The 17,496-nt window shown below is 69.3% G+C and carries 14 protein-coding genes; 5 read left to right on the top strand and 9 right to left on the bottom strand.

Annotated elements, in window-relative coordinates:
* Positions 1-162: 162 nt before the first annotated feature.
* The gene (locus tag HLH36_RS04360; protein WP_182985379.1) at positions 163-1,422 is read left to right on the top strand and encodes an SAM-dependent methyltransferase; all 1,260 of its coding nucleotides are present in this window, start codon (positions 163-165) and stop codon (positions 1,420-1,422) included.
* Between the two features lie 17 nt (positions 1,423-1,439).
* Here the strand turns inward: HLH36_RS04360 and rsmA are convergent, their stop codons facing one another.
* From rsmA to cysQ, 9 genes are all read right to left on the bottom strand, one after another.
* Complete coding sequence (gene rsmA / locus HLH36_RS04355; protein ID WP_182985378.1) at positions 1,440-2,276, bottom strand: 16S rRNA (adenine(1518)-N(6)/adenine(1519)-N(6))-dimethyltransferase RsmA; 837 nt, start codon at positions 2,274-2,276, stop codon at positions 1,440-1,442.
* 20 nt (positions 2,277-2,296) lie between these two features.
* Entirely contained in the window at positions 2,297-3,658 is a 1,362-nt protein-coding gene (locus HLH36_RS04350; protein WP_246376418.1) for a peptidylprolyl isomerase, read from the bottom strand.
* A gap of 28 nt (positions 3,659-3,686) precedes the next feature.
* Positions 3,687-6,038 carry an LPS-assembly protein LptD gene (locus tag HLH36_RS04345; RefSeq protein ID WP_182985226.1) on the bottom strand — a complete coding sequence of 784 codons (2,352 nt, stop codon included), beginning with the start codon at positions 6,036-6,038 and terminating at the stop codon, positions 3,687-3,689.
* Positions 6,035-7,144: an LPS export ABC transporter permease LptG gene (gene lptG / locus HLH36_RS04340; RefSeq protein WP_182985225.1), complete on the bottom strand. Its 1,110-nt coding sequence runs from the start codon at positions 7,142-7,144 to the stop codon at positions 6,035-6,037. Before lptG ends, HLH36_RS04345 begins: the two co-directional genes overlap by 4 nt.
* Positions 7,141-8,289 (bottom strand): LPS export ABC transporter permease LptF, encoded by a 1,149-nt coding sequence (gene lptF / locus HLH36_RS04335; protein ID WP_246376417.1) that lies wholly within the window; start codon positions 8,287-8,289, stop codon positions 7,141-7,143. The genes lptG and lptF overlap by 4 nt, the downstream gene beginning before the upstream one ends.
* A 279-nt stretch (positions 8,290-8,568) precedes the next feature.
* A complete protein-coding gene (locus tag HLH36_RS04330) occupies positions 8,569-10,017 on the bottom strand; it encodes an FAD-binding oxidoreductase (RefSeq protein WP_182985223.1) in 1,449 nt (482 codons plus the stop codon).
* Between the two features lie 140 nt (positions 10,018-10,157).
* Entirely contained in the window at positions 10,158-10,703 is a 546-nt protein-coding gene (locus HLH36_RS04325; protein ID WP_182985222.1) for a hypothetical protein, read from the bottom strand.
* A gap of 49 nt (positions 10,704-10,752) precedes the next feature.
* On the bottom strand, positions 10,753-11,724 hold the full coding sequence (locus HLH36_RS04320) for an L-threonylcarbamoyladenylate synthase (protein WP_182985221.1): 972 nt from the start codon (positions 11,722-11,724) through the stop codon (positions 10,753-10,755).
* Positions 11,725-11,775: 51 nt separating this feature from the next.
* A complete protein-coding gene (gene cysQ / locus HLH36_RS04315; RefSeq protein ID WP_182985220.1) occupies positions 11,776-12,576 on the bottom strand; it encodes a 3'(2'),5'-bisphosphate nucleotidase CysQ in 801 nt (266 codons plus the stop codon).
* A 172-nt stretch (positions 12,577-12,748) separates the two neighbouring features.
* Between cysQ and HLH36_RS04310 the strand changes: the two genes are divergently transcribed.
* The 4 genes from HLH36_RS04310 (at position 12,749) to HLH36_RS04295 (ending at position 17,485) form a co-directional block, all read left to right on the top strand.
* On the top strand, positions 12,749-14,218 hold the full coding sequence (locus HLH36_RS04310; protein WP_182985219.1) for a leucyl aminopeptidase: 1,470 nt from the start codon (positions 12,749-12,751) through the stop codon (positions 14,216-14,218).
* A gap of 19 nt (positions 14,219-14,237) precedes the next feature.
* On the top strand, positions 14,238-14,687 hold the full coding sequence (locus HLH36_RS04305) for a DNA polymerase III subunit chi (protein WP_182985218.1): 450 nt from the start codon (positions 14,238-14,240) through the stop codon (positions 14,685-14,687).
* A gap of 103 nt (positions 14,688-14,790) precedes the next feature.
* A complete protein-coding gene (locus HLH36_RS04300; protein WP_182985217.1) occupies positions 14,791-15,645 on the top strand; it encodes an aldo/keto reductase in 855 nt (284 codons plus the stop codon).
* Positions 15,646-15,715: 70 nt separating this feature from the next.
* On the top strand, positions 15,716-17,485 hold the full coding sequence (locus HLH36_RS04295; protein ID WP_182985216.1) for a hypothetical protein: 1,770 nt from the start codon (positions 15,716-15,718) through the stop codon (positions 17,483-17,485).
* Positions 17,486-17,496 lie beyond the last annotated feature (11 nt).

Below are 17,496 nucleotides of genomic sequence, written 5' to 3'. Positions count from 1 at the left end.
TCGACCTGCGCGGCGCAGACGCGCCAGAGCTGCGAAAGGCCCGGAAGAGTTCGCTCTTCCGGGCCTTTTGTCGTTGAAAAGGCACCGAAAGCATCTTCGCCCGTTCTTTACGAATGGCGCCGCAGACTCCATTCTGTCCGGCGGACGGAAGGGAGCTGAATGATGACGCCCGTGATCGACCGGATCTTTCGCAGCTTCATCACGCAGGGACGGCTGGATATCGTCTTTTCGGACGGGTCGCGGCGGACCTATGTCGGGACGCCAGGTCCGGTCGCGGCCATGCGGATTCTCGCGCCTTCGGTGGAGCGGCGGCTGATCGCCAATCCCGGACTGGCCTTTGGCGAAGCCTATATGGACGGGCTGGTCGAGCCGGTGGGCTGCACGCTGTACGACCTGCTGGATCTGCTGATGACCAACAGCATGAACGCCGGCCATATCGGCGAAGCCGTGGCGGCGGTGATTCGCTATGGCAAGCGGACCTGGACCCAGTTCAACCCGGCATGGCGGTCGCGGCGGAACGTCGCGCATCATTACGACCTGAACGGGGCGTTGTACGACCTGTTCCTGGATAGCGACAGGCAATATTCCTGCGCCTATTTCCCGCGGGGGGACGAGACGCTGGAAGAAGCGCAGGTGGCCAAGAAGCGGCATATCGCAGCCAAGCTGCGCCTGGACCGGCCGGACCTGGAGGTGCTGGATATCGGCAGTGGCTGGGGCGGCATGGCGCTGACGCTGGCGCGGGAGTATGGCGCGCGGGTCACGGGCATTACCCTGTCGGAAGAGCAGCTTGCCGTGTCGCGCCGCCGGGCCATGGAAGAAGGGCTGGCGGACCGGGTCCGGTTCGAACTGGTGGATTATCGGGACGTGACGCGACGCTTCGACCGCATCGTGTCGGTCGGCATGTTCGAGCATGTCGGGGTTGGTCATTACCGACAGTTTTTCGACCTGGTGCGGACGATCCTGGCGCCGGACGGGGTGATGCTGCTGCATTCCATCGGGCGCAATGACGGGCCGGGATCGACCAATCCGTGGATCGACCGCTACATCTTTCCCGGCGGCTATTCGCCGGCGCTGAGCGAGACCTTTGCCGCGATCGAGACGGCGGGGCTATGGGTGACGGATTGCGAAATCCTGCGCCTGCATTACGCGCAGACCATCGCCCACTGGCGGGAGCGTTTCGCCGCCAACCGCGACCGCGTGGCCGCGCTGTATGACGAACGGTTCTGCCGGATGTTCGAATTCTATCTGGCCGGGGCGGAGCTGTCGTTCCGCGTCCAAGGCCATCTGAATTTCCAGTTGCAGATTACCCGCGCGATCGATGCGGTGCCGTTGACCCGCGATTACATGGTCGAGGCCGAGCGGGAAGCTGCCGCCCCGCCGGGCCGCCGGGGGCGTGCCCGCAAGGCTCGGACATCGGGGTAGGGGCCCGTTCCGGCTCGTCAGGCGGTGCGGGTGGCGTGGCAGCGTGCCAGCCGGTCGAATTCGGCGATCGACAGGGTTTCCGCCCGCCGTTCGCCGCTGATGCCGGCCTTGTCCAGCAGGGTTTCGCCGCCGATCCCGCGCAGGGAGCCGCGCAGCATCTTGCGCCGCTGGCCGAAGGCTGCGGCCGTGACCTGTTCCATGGCCCGGAACAGGGCGGGCTCGGGCTGGATGTCGTGCGGGGTCAGGCTGACGACGGCCGAATGAACCTTGGGTGGTGGGGAGAAGGCGCCGGGGGGGATGCGCATGACCATGCTGGCGGTGCTGGTCCATTGGGCCAGTACCGCCAGGCGGCCATAATGGCTGGTGTCGGGGGCGGCGCAGATCCGCTCGGCCACTTCCATCTGGAACATCAGGGTCAGCCGTTCCCACGATGCGGCCTGGCGCAGCCAGCCGATCAAAAGCGGGGTGCCGACATTATAGGGCAGGTTGGCGATGATCTGGCGCGGTGCGGGGCAGAGTTCCGTCAAGTCGCGGGTCGTCGCGTCGGCTTCCACCAGCCGTAACCGGCCGGGGAAATGGGCGGCCAGTTCCTCGATGACGGCGACGGCCCGACGATCGATTTCCACCGCCGTCACGCTTGCGGCCGGAGTGGCCAGCAGGGAGCGGGTCAGGCCGCCGGGGCCGGGGCCGACCTCGACCACGTGCCGGCCGGTCAGGTCGCCGGCCAGGGCGGCGATCCGCGCGGTAATGCCGGGATCGAGCAGGAAGTGCTGGCCCAGCGCCTTGCGGGCGTCCAGCCCGTGGCGGGCGATGACGTCGCGCAGCGGCTCCCGGGCCGGATCGGGGACGGGCATGGCCGGGTCGTCGGTGCTGGTCACCCTTTCGACCGGATGTCGATGACCGCGCGGCGGCGCAGGTCGCGGTTCAACTGCCGCGATGTCTGTTCCACCCGCTCGTTCATCAACTGGTCCGCGATTTCGCTGGGGGTCTGCTGGGCGAAATTCTTCTGCTGGCGCGCGCAGACCATCAGCACGGCGATGCCGTCGCCCGAGACCAGGGGATGGCTGGCCTGGCCGGGGGGCAGGTTGGCCAGGATCTGCTGCATCTGCGGATTGATGCGCTCCAGTTGCAGCTCGCCGGGGTTGGCGGGGCGCTTGTCGCCGTACCGGTGGTTCGCCGCCTCGAGATCGGCGCAGGAATGTGCGCTGGCGGCAAGCTGCTGGGCCTGCTGCAGCATCGCGCGCTGCTGCTCCGACGGGGCCTGGGGATTGAGCGGCGTGGTAAAGGGCAGGTAGGCCTGACGCAGCGTCAGCAGGGTGCCCATCTGGTGGCCGATGACTCGGCGGCCGTTCAGCGTGGCGATGACATAGCCGCCGGCGACGCGGATCGGGTTCGAGATGGCGCCTTCCGGCATGGCGCGTGCGACGGCGACCACTTCCGGGTCCAGGCTGTCTTCCTGCACCCAGCCCATCATGCCGCCTTCCAGCGCCGTCTGGCTCTGCGAGAACTGGGCGGCGACGATGGGGAAGGGCGCGCCGTTGCGCAGTTCCTGGATGATCGTCTGGGTGAATTTGAGCTCGTCCTCGGAATGACGGGCGTCATCGACCGGGATGAAGATCTCGCTCATCAGATATTGCGACTTGCCGTCTTCGTGACGCAGCGCTTCCTCGCGCTGGGCGATCTCGGCGGCGGTGGTGCGGCCGCGCGAACCCATTTCCTCGCGCAGGACCTGGGTCCAGCCCAACTGCACCCGGATCTGGTCGATCATGGTGGTCAGGGAAATGCCGTCGGCGGCCAGATGGTCGCGCAGGGCATTGTGGGGCATGTTGTTGCGGCGCTCGATATCGGCGATCGAGGCGGCGATCTGCTCGGGCGGCACGTTGATGTGGCGCGAGAGCATTTCCTGCTGGCGCAGGCGCTCGTCGATCAACTGGCGGACGATCTGCGGGCGCAGGCGGGCCATCAGGTCGTCGGTCAGGTTCAGGCCGGCGGACAGGGCGAACAGGCGGCCGCGATTGTCCACGTCACGCCGCGTCAGCACCGTGCCGTTGATGACGGCGACGATCGAATCCTGGGGGATCGAGCCGTCCGAGGCCTCGGCGGCCGGTTTCGGTGCCAGCGCATGCGCGGCATCCGCCGGCACGATCGCGCCTGCCGTCCAGGCGGCCAGCCCCGCGGCCGCGATACGGGCCAGGAGGGTCGATGGAAATCCGGTCGGGGAAAGGCGGCGTCGCATTCTGTTCGGTCTCTCGCGCGTCGTCGGGTCAGCCATGGATACCAAAGGCCCCGATGGTCTTGAAGGTCAGGGTGAACATGATGGTCGAATTGCGCTGTTCGCCGCCGATGGACGTATATTGCTTGATATACATGATATTGAAGGCGAAGCAGTCATTCTGGTAGCCGGCATTGCCGCCCATGCTGACGAACTCCTGGCGGGACAGGCTGCGCCGGACGAAGCCGGAAAGGCTGTAGCCGCTCCAGTTCGTCGTGGCGCCGAGCGTCAGTTCGTTGGTGCGGACGAAGTAGGCGGAGGTCGGACTGCCGGTCTGGAGGTTGGTGGCGTAGTAATAATAGGGCGTCACCGGCTCGTAGACATAGCCGCCCGTGACGCGGAAATGCTGGACCCCGGTGGAGAACAGCGCGTCGCCGAAATCGATGCGTCCGGCATAGGGGTCGATGCGGGTGCGGCCGGTGAAGTCGACAAACCGGTTGGGGGCGATGCGCGCCCGGGCCACCACATCGGACAGGTGATGGTTCAGCCCCGAATAGGGGATGCGGTTGTGGTCGATATGTTCCTGGACGCTTTCGCCGACCAGCGTGTCGATTTCATGTCCGTCCCATGTCCAGTTGGCATGGACGCCGAAATTGCCGCGCAGGCCGCCGTCCAGCCTGTCGGTTCCCGGATAGCGGTTCAGGGAGAACAGGGTCGAGTCGGTGAACTCGTAGGACAGGCTGTCCTCGTTGGGCATGTTTCGGGTCGCGCTGTTGCCCGTATTGGGGGCCGCGATGATCTGGGCGATGGGCTCCAGGATCTGGGTGCCGCCGCCATGCTGGAACGTGCGCAGGAACGGCCAGTTCATCTTCAGCGCCACGGTCGGCAGGACCTGGCCGGTGACCACCGCGCCGCGGGCCGTCGTCGGGGCATAGAGCGGTTGCTGGTTCAGGCTGGTGGCGCGATGGATGGCCGATTCCAGATGCAGGGTCAGCGTCCAGAGCTGGCCCAGCCGGTTGTGGAACGGTCGGTCCCAGTTGGCCGAGAGCTGGGCGCGCTGGTCCGACACGCCGTTATTGCGGTAGACGTAGAAATCGTTGGTATCCAGCGCCAGGCGGCCGCCCCAGGCGTCGGGCTGGCCGAAATAGCTGAAATTATAGTGCGGCAGAACCCAGGGCAGGTCGTTGTTGCGGATGACGCCCTGGTTCAGACCCTGATAGGCCTGGGCGTCGAGGCGCGAATAGGAACCGGTGCCGAACCCTTCGAGGAAGACGTTCGACGTCAGCATTTCCTGCCCGTAGCCGGTTACCCGGTAGTCGCGCATGTAGTTGGCGGAGGTGGCGAGGTTGATGTTCATCCCCGTTCGCCATTCCCGCGAGAGCGAGGCCTTGCCCTGGGCGAAGATGTAGCCCTGCACCCCGTGCTCGTTGGCCGAGCCGACGGTGTTGCCGAAGGTGTTGATATACGCGCCCTGGCGGTGGGTGTCGTAGGCCAGGCCGGCCAGGATGTTCAGCGTGCCCCAGTTGAAGATGTTGCGGTACTGGCTGCTGAGCTGCGGGCCGGTACGGGTGGAGAACAGGCCCTGGACGGTCAGGTCGGACTGGCCGTCGATCACCCAGTAATAGGGAATGGTGGCGTAGGCGCCCAGATAGCGGTCGTGTGGCGTGATGCCGGGGGTGAGGAAGCCGCTCTGCCGCCGGACCGAGGGGTCCGACATCGAGAAGATCGGCAGGTACATGACCGGAATCCCGAACATGTCGAGATAGGCATCACGGAATTCGATGCGCTTGTGCTCGGTATCGTCGATCGCATCATAGGCCCGCAACTGCCAGAATGGCGGGCGGGTGGGATGTTTGGCGCAGATCTCGCAGGCGGTATAGACGGCGCGGGTCATGTCGTTGACGCGCCCGCCGGTCCGGCGCATGCCGTTGGCGGCAAGCTTGGCGTTGTCGGCCATCAGCGCGTGCAGGCGCGTCATGATGCCGTCGCGCATGCCGTTGCTGAGTTCGGCATAGTCGCTGAACAGCACGGTGCCGTCCGCCTCGACGATCGCGACATTGCCCCGCGCCGCCGCGACGCCGGTATTGCGGTCATAGGTGACCGTATCGGCCCGCAGCACATGGTCGTTCTGCCAGATCTGGACGTTGCCCGACCAGGTGACGGTGCCCTGCGCGTTGTCGTACGACACCTTGTCGGCCTGGAACGTCACCGGGGCGTTCTGGGACAGCGGTGTGCCGGTGTCGACGTGCAGCGGGTGGACCTGCGCATGGGCATGGTGGATCTGGATCGTGGCCCCCAGCAGCGTGCCGCCAAGCATGGTGGCAGCCAGCAGCGTGCCGCGTGCCTGCGCGGATTGGCCCCCTACGGGGCGGAATGGGCGACGAGGCAGGAGAACGGGCATCATCCATCTTCTAAATGAAGCAGAAGAGAAACTGCAAGGCAGAGACCGGCCCCGGTGGGAGCCCAGGCGGCCAGAATCGGGGGCATGGCGCCGGATTCCCCGAATTGTGCCGCCACCTTGGAGACCGTGAACAGCGCGAAGCCCGCCGCCACCCCGCCGCCGATCATGCGCGCCACGCCGCCGCGCCGGGTCGGGCGCATCGAAAACCCGGCCGCGACCAGCGCCATGGTGCCTGCCAGGATCGGCAACGTGAGCAGCGACTGGAAATGCAGCCGGTGCCGGATGGACGAGAAGCCCGAACGCTCGAGAAGCGAGATGAAGCCCGGCAATGCCCAGACCGACAGCGTATCGGGCGAGGCGAAGCTTTCCTGAACACGTGCGAGCGTGAGGTCGGTCGGCAGGGTGAAGCGTCCTACCTGGACGGGCAGGCGGTCGGGCTGGATGGTGCGGGTGTCGTCAAGCACCCATTCCCTGTGGCCCAGATGCCCGCTGGGGGCCTCCACGCGGACGATCATACGGTCGGAATCGTCCAGCCGGAACAGGCTGATGCCGCTGATCCGCAGCACGCCGTCCTGCAGATGCACGCCACGGGCATGCAGGATCGCCACCCCATGGGGGGCCAGGGCGTTGTCGGCCTGACGAATCCACAATGCGCCGTCGGCGAGATTCAGCGGGCCGCCGCTGCGCAGATAGACATGATCCAGCGTTTCCGCCCGCCGGTACATGAGCGACGACAGGGGCGACAGCGCCCCGGTGGCCAGCGCGCCGATCAGCAGGGCGCAGGCCAGCGGGCCTGTCAGGAACTGCCATGCCGAAATGCCGGCGGCCCGCGCCACGATCAGCTCGGACGAGCGGGTGAGACGCCAGAAGCAGACCAGCCCGCCCAGCAGCACGCCGAAGGGCAGGATTTCGATCATGAAATAGGGGATGTGCAGGAGCGCGATCTCGCTGACCAGGCGGGTGGGCACGTTGGGACGCGTTGCGACCCGCCGCAGCAGGTCGATGAAATCGAACAGCGAGACCAGCCCGGTCAGCGACAGGATCATCGCCAGGACCGCCAGCGTGAACTGCCGCGCGATGTAGAAGGAGAGGGTGACCGAGACGGTCATGGGCGGGGGGCCTGGCCGGACGGGACGGAGGCGGGAAGCGACGGCGCCATTGCCATCGCCTGTTGCCGCTGGCGCCATTCGGGCAGGAAGAGCGCGAGGGCGCATCCGGCGCCCGGCAGGATGGCCTCGACCCACATCAGGGGCATCAGCCCCGGATTGCGGCCGGCCAGGTTCTGCACCATCAGGCTGAGGGCCAGCAGGCATACCACGCTCATGATCGCGGTGAATGGACGCAGGATGTTGCCGTGCCGCGAGAAGGTGCCGCCCAGCACGCTGACCAGCCCGATCATCGCGAAGGAAAAGGCGGTGAAGGGCGAGGTCAGGCGCCGCCAGGCTTCGACCGCGAACTTGCCGCGATCGCGGTCCGAGACCTGGTGCGGGTCGGGATGCAGCAATTCGTGCAGTGCCATCTCGCTGGCGTCGCGATAGCGGGTCTGCTCGCCCCGGGGGGTGGTCAGGTCGATGGTGTTGCGCGCGAAGGTCAGCACGTTCAACCGGCCGGTCCGGCGGTCGATTTCCTGCCGCGAGCCGTCGAAGAGGACCACGCGGGGCTGGTCGTTGATGACCAGCATGGTACCGCGCTCGGCCAGGATGGTCGAGGGGTTGTCGGGCTGGCGGTCGTCCTCGACCATGATGCCGTGGAGCGTGCCGTCATGATCGCGGGAGCGGACATAGACGGTCATGGTGTCCGACAGGGGCGTGAAGACGCCGTCCTGCAGCATGAAGGCCGCGATGCGGTTGCGGATCTGGAATTCGTACTGCTTGAACGCGTGAAAGGCCTGCGGGACGATCCACACATTCAGGAGCAGGCAGAGCAGCACCGACGCGCCGGCGCACAGCAGGCCGGGCCGCGCCACATGAAAGGGCGACAGGCCGGCCGCGCGCATGACCGTCAGTTCGCGATCGCTGGCCAGGCGCTGATAGATGAACTGCACCACGACGAAGGTCGTGATCGGCAGGATGATGGCGACGAAGGAGGGTACGAGCAGGCTGGTCAGTCCGATGAAGACCCGCAGGGAGAGGCCGCGTTCGACCACCAGGGAGACGAAGCGCAGGGACTGGGTAAGCCAGATCAGGGCCGCCAGGCCGCCCGTGGTTGCCGCCAGCGCCATGAGGAGCTGCCGCAGCACGTAGCGGTCGAGCATCGGCAGGTGCGTCCTTGAGGGACGTCTGATTGCGGATCGGGCGAACGACATAGGCCTGTGTAGCTCCCCGGAGGATGTGGTGAAAAGCCCTGTATCCAGGGGTGGTGCGACCGTTACGGCTGGTCGTCCCGCCGGTTCCCGACGGTCATCATGTGCCGGCCGGCTGAAGCAGATCCCATCCCGATGGTTTTATTGGGGCGAGCGAGGATGCCGGTGGAGAACCGGGGAGCCGGCAGGAGGTCCATGGGCCGCCTCCGCGCGGGACGCGCCGACGGTACGCTAGCCCGCGGGGGGAAACAGCGTGCCGGGATTCATCAGCCCGTGCGGATCGATTGCGTCCTTGATCCGGCGCATGGTGGCCAGTTCGGCGCCTCCGCGCCAGTCGGGCATCATGTAGGGCTTCAGGCGTCCGACCCCATGTTCGGCCGAGAAGGAGCCGTCCAGGTCGCGCACGATGGCGGCGACCGTATCCATGATCCGGTGATCCTGCGCCAGGAATGCGGCCGGGTCCATGCCCTCGGGCTGCACTAGGTTGAAATGGATGTTGCCGTCGCCGATATGGCCGAACGGCACCGGGCGGATGCCCGGGATCAGGGCCGCGCAGGCGGCGCTGGCGCGGTCGATCAGTTCCGGCACGCGCGAGACGGGGACCGAGACGTCGTTCTTGACGCTGGCGCCGGCGCGGCGCTGGGCCTCGGCATGCTCTTCGCGCAGTTTCCACAGCGCCAGGCGCTGGCCCTCGCTTTCGGCGATCACGGCGTCGCTGACCGTGCCGGCCTCGAACATGCCGGCCAGGACGTCTTCCAGCACCGTGCGCAGGCCGGCATTGCGGCGCGGGGTCGCCAGTTCCACCAGCACATAGGCCGGGGCGGGTTCGGCCAGCGGCAGGCTGGTGCCGGGTACCAGCCGCGTGACCAGGTCCATCCCGGCGCCCGACATATATTCGAAGGCCTGGATCAGCGCCGGGTCCTGGGCGCGGAAGGCGCTGAACAGCGCCAGCGCCGCGCCGGCGCCGGCGACCGCGCACAGCGCGGCCTCGACCGCGCGCGGCTGGGGCTGCAATTGCAGGATGGCCGAGGTGATGAAGCCCAGCGTACCCTCGGACCCCACGAAGAGCTGGCGCAGCGCATAGCCCGTATTGTCCTTGCGCAGCCGGCGCAGCCCGTTGAAGACGCTGCCGTCGGGCAGCACGACCTCCAGCCCCAGCACCAGTTCCCGCGCATTGCCGTAGCGCACGGTATTGTTGCCGCCGGCATTGGTGGCCAGCACGCCGCCGATCTGGGCCGAGCCTTCGGACGAGATCGAGAGCGGCAGCATCAGGCCGGCTTCGCGCGCCGCATCCTGCGCCGCCTTCAGCGTGACGCCGGCTTCGATGTCCATCGTGTGGTCCAGCGGGTCGATCCGCCGCACGCGGTTCATCCGCGACAGGCACACCACGATGTCCCGCCCGCTTTCGTCGGGCGTGGCGCCGCCGACCATGCTGGTATTGCCGCCCTGCGGCACCATCGCGACCCCGGCCGCGGCGCACAGCGAGACGGCCTGGGCCAGTTCGGCGGTGCTGGCCGGGCGCAGGACCGCCGCCGCGCGTCCGTGATAGAGCGAGCGCCAGTCGGTGCAGTATGGCGCGACGTCCGAGGTCTCGGTGAGGATGCCCGACGGTCCCAGCAGGTCCGCCAGACGGGCCAGCAGGTCGGCGGTCGGGGAAGCGGGGGAGGGGGTGGCGGTCATGGCGGGTTTCCGGTGGCGATGGATGATCGGCGCGGGGGACGGCGACTGTCTTGGGACAGAACGACCGGCAAGGCAATGTCCGGCCCCAGGTCCGGCCCCAGGTCCGGCCTTGGGGTCCGGCCTTGGGGCCGCTGGTTCCGTCAGTTGAGGGCCGTCGTTCGGAGCGGGACGGAAGGCACGTCCATGGCGCGCACCATGCCCATGCCGATTGCGCCCGCCAGGGCGCCGACGGCGACGGCCAGGGCGACGACCGAGCGGCGGCGCGGCGTGGGGCGCGCCCGCATCACGGACAGGGCGGCCTGCGTTTCGGCGCGGGCCTGCTGGGTCAGGTAGAGCTGCGACCGCAATTCCTCATTGCGGGCGCGTGCGCTGCGCAGGTCGAGGTCGAGCCGGTTGATGCTTTCGGTCAACTGCATGATCCGCGTGCGCGCGGCCTGCATTTCCTCGGTGGCGGCGGCGCCGGATGCGGCGCGGGAGGCGCGGGGGCGGGGCGGGGGGCGCTGCGGCGGGTTCGGCGCGATGGCCGTGAACAGGTTCTTCAGGGCCCCGCCGGTCATGCCGTTGCGGCGGGCACGGTTGCGGATGGCGTCCAGCGCATTGGCGGACTGTCCCGGATGGTCCTCCAGGACCAGGGCCAGGATATCCGCCAGGATCTTCAGTTCCTTGGGATCGAGTTTGTCGCTCATGGCGGCGGATCACGATGTTCGGGGCAGGCGGTTGTGGCGGGATGCGGCATCATGCGGGACGGGGGGAGGCCGCGCGGCGCAGGCGGTCGCGGATGGCCAGCCCCAGCCCGGCGCGGGGGATCGGCATGGCGGCGATGCGGGTCAGGCCGCGCCGCGCGCCCTCGCTGTCGAGGAAGCGCAGCCCGGCGAACAGGCGGGCCGCGGCTTCGTCCACCGTGCCGGAGGGGCTGAGATTCCAGACCAGCCCGGCCCCCGGCAGTTCCGGCCCGAAGGCCAGCAGGGCCTCGTCGGTGCCGACCTCCTGCGCGTCCAGACGGACCGGCAGGGAGGGGGCGTAGTGCGATTCCATCCGGCCGGGCGAGACCGGCAGGGTGTCGGCATAATCGTCGGGATGGGAGATCGGGCCGCAGATCTCGGCGAGAGCCTCGATCGTGACGCCGCCGGGGCGCAGCAGCATGGGCGCGGTGCCCGTCAGGTCGAGGACCGTGCTTTCCACCCCGACCTGGCACGGGCCGGAATCCAGCACCGCGTCGATGCGGCCGTTCAGGCCGCGCATGACGTGATAGGCGTCCGACGGGCTGACCTTGCCGGACAGATTGGCCGACGGGGCCGCGACCGGGCGGCCGGTGGCGCGCAGCAGGGCCGCCGTGACCGCGCCGCGCGGCACGCGGACCGCCACCGAGGGCAGGCCGGCGGCGGCGAGGTCCGAGATCGTGCCGCCCGGCTGGCGCGGCAGGACCAGCGTCAGCGGGCCGGGCCAGAACCGCTCGGCCAGGCGCCGGGCGAGCTCGTCGGGCACGGCCTCGGTGAAGGCGGCCTCGGCATCGGGGAAATGGCTGATCAGCGGGTTGAAGCGCGGGCGCTCCTTGGCGGCGAAGATGCGGGCCACGGCGGTATCATTGGTCGCGTCGGCACCAAGCCCGTAGACGGTTTCCGTCCCGAACGCCACCAGGCCGCCTGCCCGCAGCAGCTCGGCCGCGCGGGCGATGCCCGCGTCGTTTGCTTCCAGGCGTTCCGTCATCTCCCCTCTACCCGTCCGTTCGTGGCCGATCATGTCGTTGATCATAACGCGTCACGCGCCTGATTGCTCCCGCTTTCCGGCGCAGATGAAGTGCGGGTTGCGCCAGTCGGGCTTGCCGTAGCGCAGGGGTTCGCCATCCATCGTGGTGACGCTGCCGCCGGCGGCCTCGACAATGACCTGCGGGGCGGCGGTATCCCATTCCATCGTCGTGCCCAGGCGGGGGTAGAGGTCGGCCGCGCCTTCGGCCACGCGGATGAATTTCGCGGCGGAGCCGATATTGCCCAGATGGGCGATCTGCCGGCCGCCCAGGAACGACGCCAGGCGCGGGTCGTCGGCATAATGGCGCGAGGCCAGCACCGTCAGCCCCTCCGGCGGAACGAGGCGGACGTGGATGGCATGCGTGCCGGCCGCGTCGATACGGTGCGCGCCGGTGGCGACATGGCCGGCATAAAGCTGGTGATAGGCCGGCAGGGCGACCGCCCCCAGAACGGCGCTTCCGTCACGGACCAGGCCGATATTGACGGTGAAATCGTCCCGGCCCGCCGCGAATTCGCGCGTGCCGTCCAGCGGGTCGACCAGCCAGAACATGTGACCGGCCTCGACGCGCACGCCGGCGGCGGCTTCTTCCTCGGCGATCACGGGAATTTCGGGCGCGGCGGCGCGCAGCCCGGCCAGGATATGGGCCTCGGCGGCATGATCGGCCTCGGTCACCGGGGACGAATCGGATTTCGTCACGGTTTCGAACCCGCGCGCACGGATCGCGCGGATCAGTTCGGCGGCCTCGGAGGCCAGGCGGGTCGCCAGGGCCAGCAACGCATCGTCGCCGGGATGGAGCAGGGAGGAACGATTCATGGGTTCATGGAATTAGCTTACTCGCGGCCGCGCGTCATGCGCCTTTCTCGAATCTTCGGGGGTTCGGCGGGCCGGCTTTGGACAGATGCGCCCGCATGCGGCATGCTGCCGTACCTGTTCCAGGGTCCGGGGCGCGACCCTGACCGACCGATCGTTGCGGAGTATCAGCGCCATGTTGCAGACCGGTTTTTCCGATGCCGTCCTTCCCGCCGATGGCGTCCTGGCCATTCTGGTGCCCGAGGACGGGCCACGTCCGGCCACCTATCTTGCTGCCGATCGGGCGACCGGCGGCGCGCTGGAGCGCGCGGTCGGGGCCGCGTCGTTCACGTTCGGTGCCGGCCGGACCTGCATGTTGCTGGCTCCCGGCGGCGGATTCGACCGTATTCTGCTGGTCGGGCTGGGCAAGCTGGCCGAGATCGGGGCCCGCACCGTCGAGAACGCGGCCGGCGCCGCCGTCACGGCGCTGGGCAAGCTGGCCGCTGCGGCGCGGATCGCAGCCGATGGCGTGCTGCCCGCGCTGGTGGCCCATGTCGCCCAGGGTGCGACGCTCGCCGCCTTTCGCTTCGACAGCTACCATACCCGCCTGCCCGAGGATGCGCGCTGGCGGCTGGCGGAGATCACGATCCTGACCCCGGCCGCCGCCCAGGCGGAGGCGGCGTGGGCGGACCTGTCCGCCGTGGCGCGGGGTGTCTATCTGGCGCGCGACCTGGTCAGCGAGCCGGCGAACGTCCTGCGTCCGCCCGAATTCGCGACCCGGATCGAGGCGCTGCGCGAACTGGGGGTAGCGGTCGAGATCCTGGATCGGGATGCGATGGCCGAGTTGGGCTTCGGCGCGCTGCTGGGGGTGGCGCAGGCCAGCGATGCCCCGCCGCGCACGGTGCTGATGCGCTGGAACGGCGCCGGCGATGATTCCGCGCCGCTGGCCTTTATCGGAAAGGGCGTGACCTTCGATTCCGGCGGGATCTCGATCAAGCCGGCGGCGGGCATGGAGGAGATGAAGACCGACATGGCCGGCGCGGCCGCCGTGGTAGGGCTGATGGCGGCGCTGGCCGGCCGCAAGGCGCGGGTCAATGTCGTGGGCGCGGTCGGGCTGGTGGAGAACATGCTGGCCGGCAATGCCCAGCGGCCGGGCGATGTGGTGCGGACCTATTCCGGCCAGACGGTCGAGGTGATCAATACCGATGCCGAGGGGCGGCTCGTGCTGGCCGACGTGCTGTGGTACGTGCAGGAGCGGTTCAAGCCGCGCCTGATGGTCGATCTGGCTACGCTGACGGGCGCGATCGTCGTCGGGCTGGGGCATGAATATGCCGGCCTGTTCTCGAACGATGACGCGCTGGCCGGGCGGCTGGCCGCGGCGGGCGAGGAGACGGGCGAGCTTCTGTGGCGCATGCCGCTGTCCGATGCCTATCGCGACGCGCTGCGCTCGGACATCGCGGATTTCAAGAATGTCGGCGGGCGGCCGGGCGGGTCGATCACGGCGGCCAAGTTCCTGGAACATTTCGTCAATCAGGTGCCGTGGGCGCATCTGGACATTGCCGGCACCGCCTGGGCCCGGAAGACCGTGCATTGCACGCCCAAGGGGGCCACGGGCTTCGGCGTGCGTCTGCTGGAACGCTTCGTGCGGGAAAACCACGAGGGCTGAGGCGGGATCGCGGCGCGCCATGGCGGAAATCGGCTTCTATCACCTGACGCGGACCAGCGTCGACCAGGCGCTGCCGGCCCTGCTGGGCCGGACGCTGGAGGCCGGGCGGCGCGCCGTGCTGCGCTGTGGCGACGCGCAGCGGGTCAAGGCGATGGACGAGGCCCTGTGGCGTGCTACCGATCCGGTCTGGCTGCCGCATGGCAGTGCCGCGATGGGGCACGGGCCGTTGCAGCCCATCTGGCTGACGGCTGGGGACGATGTGCCGAACGGGGCGACCTACCTGTTCCTGATCGACGGGGTGAACTGTCCGGACGCGGCCGCGTTCGAGCGGGTGTTCGACCTGTTCGATGGGGGCGACCCGGAAGCCGTGGAAGCGGCCCGCCGGCGGTGGACCAGTGCCCGCGAGGCCGGACACACGCTTGCCTACTGGCGGCAGCAGGCGAAAGGATGGACCCGAGGGGCGCGCTGAGCCTGACCGCAGATGCGCGCCGGTGGCGATCCGACGCGCGGTCGGACTTTGAGGGTGGCTTTCGCGCATGGCAGCACAGAATCTGTGAGGAGGACCGCGCGGCATGGTCAATTCCGTCATGTTTCCGGGGGGTGTGCGCGTGCCGGCGCTGGGCATGGGGACCTGGGCGCTGGGCGACAGTGCCGAGCGCCGGATGCAGGAGATCGCCAGCCTGCGGCTGGGCCTGGATCTGGGGTTGCGGGTGGTCGATACCGCCGAGACGTACGGGGGCGGGCGGTCGGAGCGGCTGGTGGGCGAGGCGATCGCCGGCCGGCGGGATGAGGTCTTTCTTGTCACGAAGGTGCTGCCGTCCAATGCCTCGCGCGCCGGGGTGGCGACCAGTTGCCGGGCGTCGCTTCGGCGGCTGGGCACCGATCGGATCGATCTGTACCTGTTGCACTGGCGGGGGGCCGTGCCGCTGGGCGAGACGATCGGGGCCTTCGAGCGGCTGAAGCGGGAAGGGCTGATCGGTGCTTGGGGCGTATCGAATTTCGATGTCGGGGATCTGGATGAGCTGGCGCGCGTCGCCTCGCCCGATCCCTGTGCGGCCAACCAGATCCTCTACAGCCTGGATTATCGCGGGGTGGAATTCGATCTGCTGGAGGCGGACCGGCGCCGGTCGATCGTGACCATGGCCTATTCCCCGCTGGGACAGGGCGGGGACCTGCTGCACCAGCCGGTACTGAAGCGGATCGCGGGTCGGCACGAGACCAGCCTGGGGCCGGCGACGCCCGCCCAGGTGGCGCTGGCCTGGGTGCTGCGGCAGCCGGGCATGCTGGCAATTCCCAAGGCGGGCAGCCCGCAGCACCAGCGCGAGAACGTGGCGGCCGCCGAGCTGGTGCTGACATCGGAGGATCTGGCGGCGATCGACCGGTCGATCCCGCCGCCGCGACGCAAGGTCCCCCTCGCCATGATCTGAGCGGCGTGGTTTGATGGCGGTTCGATCGGACCCGTGATTCGGGGATGGGGCCATCCTGCCGCTGTTTCTCATGCTTGTGCTTGTGTTGTCGGTGCTGCTGCTGGACGGCCTGATGCCCCGGTTCGCGGTGCCGCAGGCGGCCCGCGCGGGGTGGGGGCTGGCCCTTGTGCTGGCACTGGCGATGGCCGTCCTGCCTCCGGGCCCGGCGACGGTTCCGGAAGCGGGGGCGATGGCCCTGTTGCGCGTCGATGCGCTGTCCTTGCCGTTCGTGCTGATCCTGTCGGTGGCCGGCCTGGCCTCGGGCGAGCGGACGCCGGTGCTGGCCGGCGCGGCGCTGACGGTGGGCACCGGCAATCCCCTTCTGTTTGCGATCGGCGCTGCGGCCTTGTTGCCGCTTCTGCGGAGCCGGGGTGCCGTGCCGCGTGCCGTGGTGGGCTGGGGGAGTGTCGGGGTGGCGGTGGCGACCGCCCTGCTGGCGGGGTCGGGCGGCTGGCGGCTGATCGTGCTGCCGGTTCCGGCACTGGTGGCGGCCGCGGCGCTGATGGGGCTGTCGCTGCGGCCGCTGTCTGGCGCGCGGCATGGCGCGCCTGTCGGGGTCGCGCATCTGGCGGGAATGGTGGCCGGGCTCTGCCTTGCCGTGCGCATGCTGGTTGACTGGCCTGGGGGAGCGGTCGGCGCCTTCTGGGGAGGCGCGCTGGTCGCTGTGGGGTTGATGTTGGCGCTGGTGGCGTGTGGACGCGCCCTGGGCGCGCGCGATGCGGGCCGTGTGATGGCCGGCATGCTGGGGGGCTGGGGTGGCCTGGCGCTGCTGCTGGTCGGGCTGGTGGTGACCGGGCGGGCGGATGACCTGCCCTTGCTGGCGCTGGGGGCGTTCCGTGCCCTGATGCTGCTGATGGGTGGGGTCGGGTTGGCGTTTCTGGCCGCGATCCTGACCTTGGCGCGGATTGCCGAGGCGGCGGGTTCGCTGGGGCTGATGCGCGCCGGGGGGCTGGCGGCCCTGATGCCGAGGACGTCGGGCATGCTGGCCCTGGCGCTGGCCGGGGTGTGCGCCCTGCCGCCGTCGGGCGGGTTTGCGGTGGCGTGGCTGCTGGTACAGTCGTTGCTGGCGCTGCCGCGTGCCGAAGGATTGGCCGGCGCGATGCCGCTGCTGGCATCGCTGGCCGGGGTCGGGCTGGTATGCGGGCTGTTGATCCTGGCGGCGGTGCGCCTGTTATCCTGCCTGGTCCTGGGCCGGCCGCGCACGCCGCGTGCTGCCGGGGCGACCGACCCCGCGACGGGAAGGCTGGCGGCACCGGCCGCGTGCCTGGGGGGGAGTGCGGTCATGGTGCTCGTGCCCGGAATCTGGCTGTGGCTGACGCGCGGCGCGGGGTGGGACATTGCCGGCCTGCGCGGGACGATTCCGTCGGGTGCGCGGCCGGACTGGCTGGCTCTGGCGGCGCCGGGTGGCGGCGGGGTGCTGTATCCGATCGGCATTGTGGCGCTGTTGGGGCTGGCGGGAGCCGGGGTGCTGGCATTGTCGCGTCTGGCCGGCACGGTGGCGTCGCGCCCGGTGGCGGCCTGGACCGAGGGGGCTCCCCCTTCGCCGCCCTGGATGCCGTTCGGCGAGCCGGCGGCGCAGGCCGGGCCGGCGCAGTTTGCCGGTGCGCTGGCGTGGGGCCTGGGGGGAGGGGTACCTTTGCGGCGCCTCGCATGGCGGATGGCGCGCCGGGTACGGAATGCGGGTCGCCGCATGCTGGCGGTGACGGAGGGGGGCGTGGCCTGGGCGTCGCGCCATGCCATGGGGCTGGTGCTGCTGTGGCTGGCCGTGGCGGCGCTGGTCCGGATGTGGGGCCATTCGTGATGGTGTCGTGG

Source organism: Gluconacetobacter aggeris (assembly GCF_014174395.1).
GTDB lineage: Bacteria > Pseudomonadota > Alphaproteobacteria > Acetobacterales > Acetobacteraceae > Gluconacetobacter > Gluconacetobacter aggeris.
Note: the sequence above shows the minus strand (reverse complement) of the source record. Positions and strands in the feature narration are given on the sequence as shown.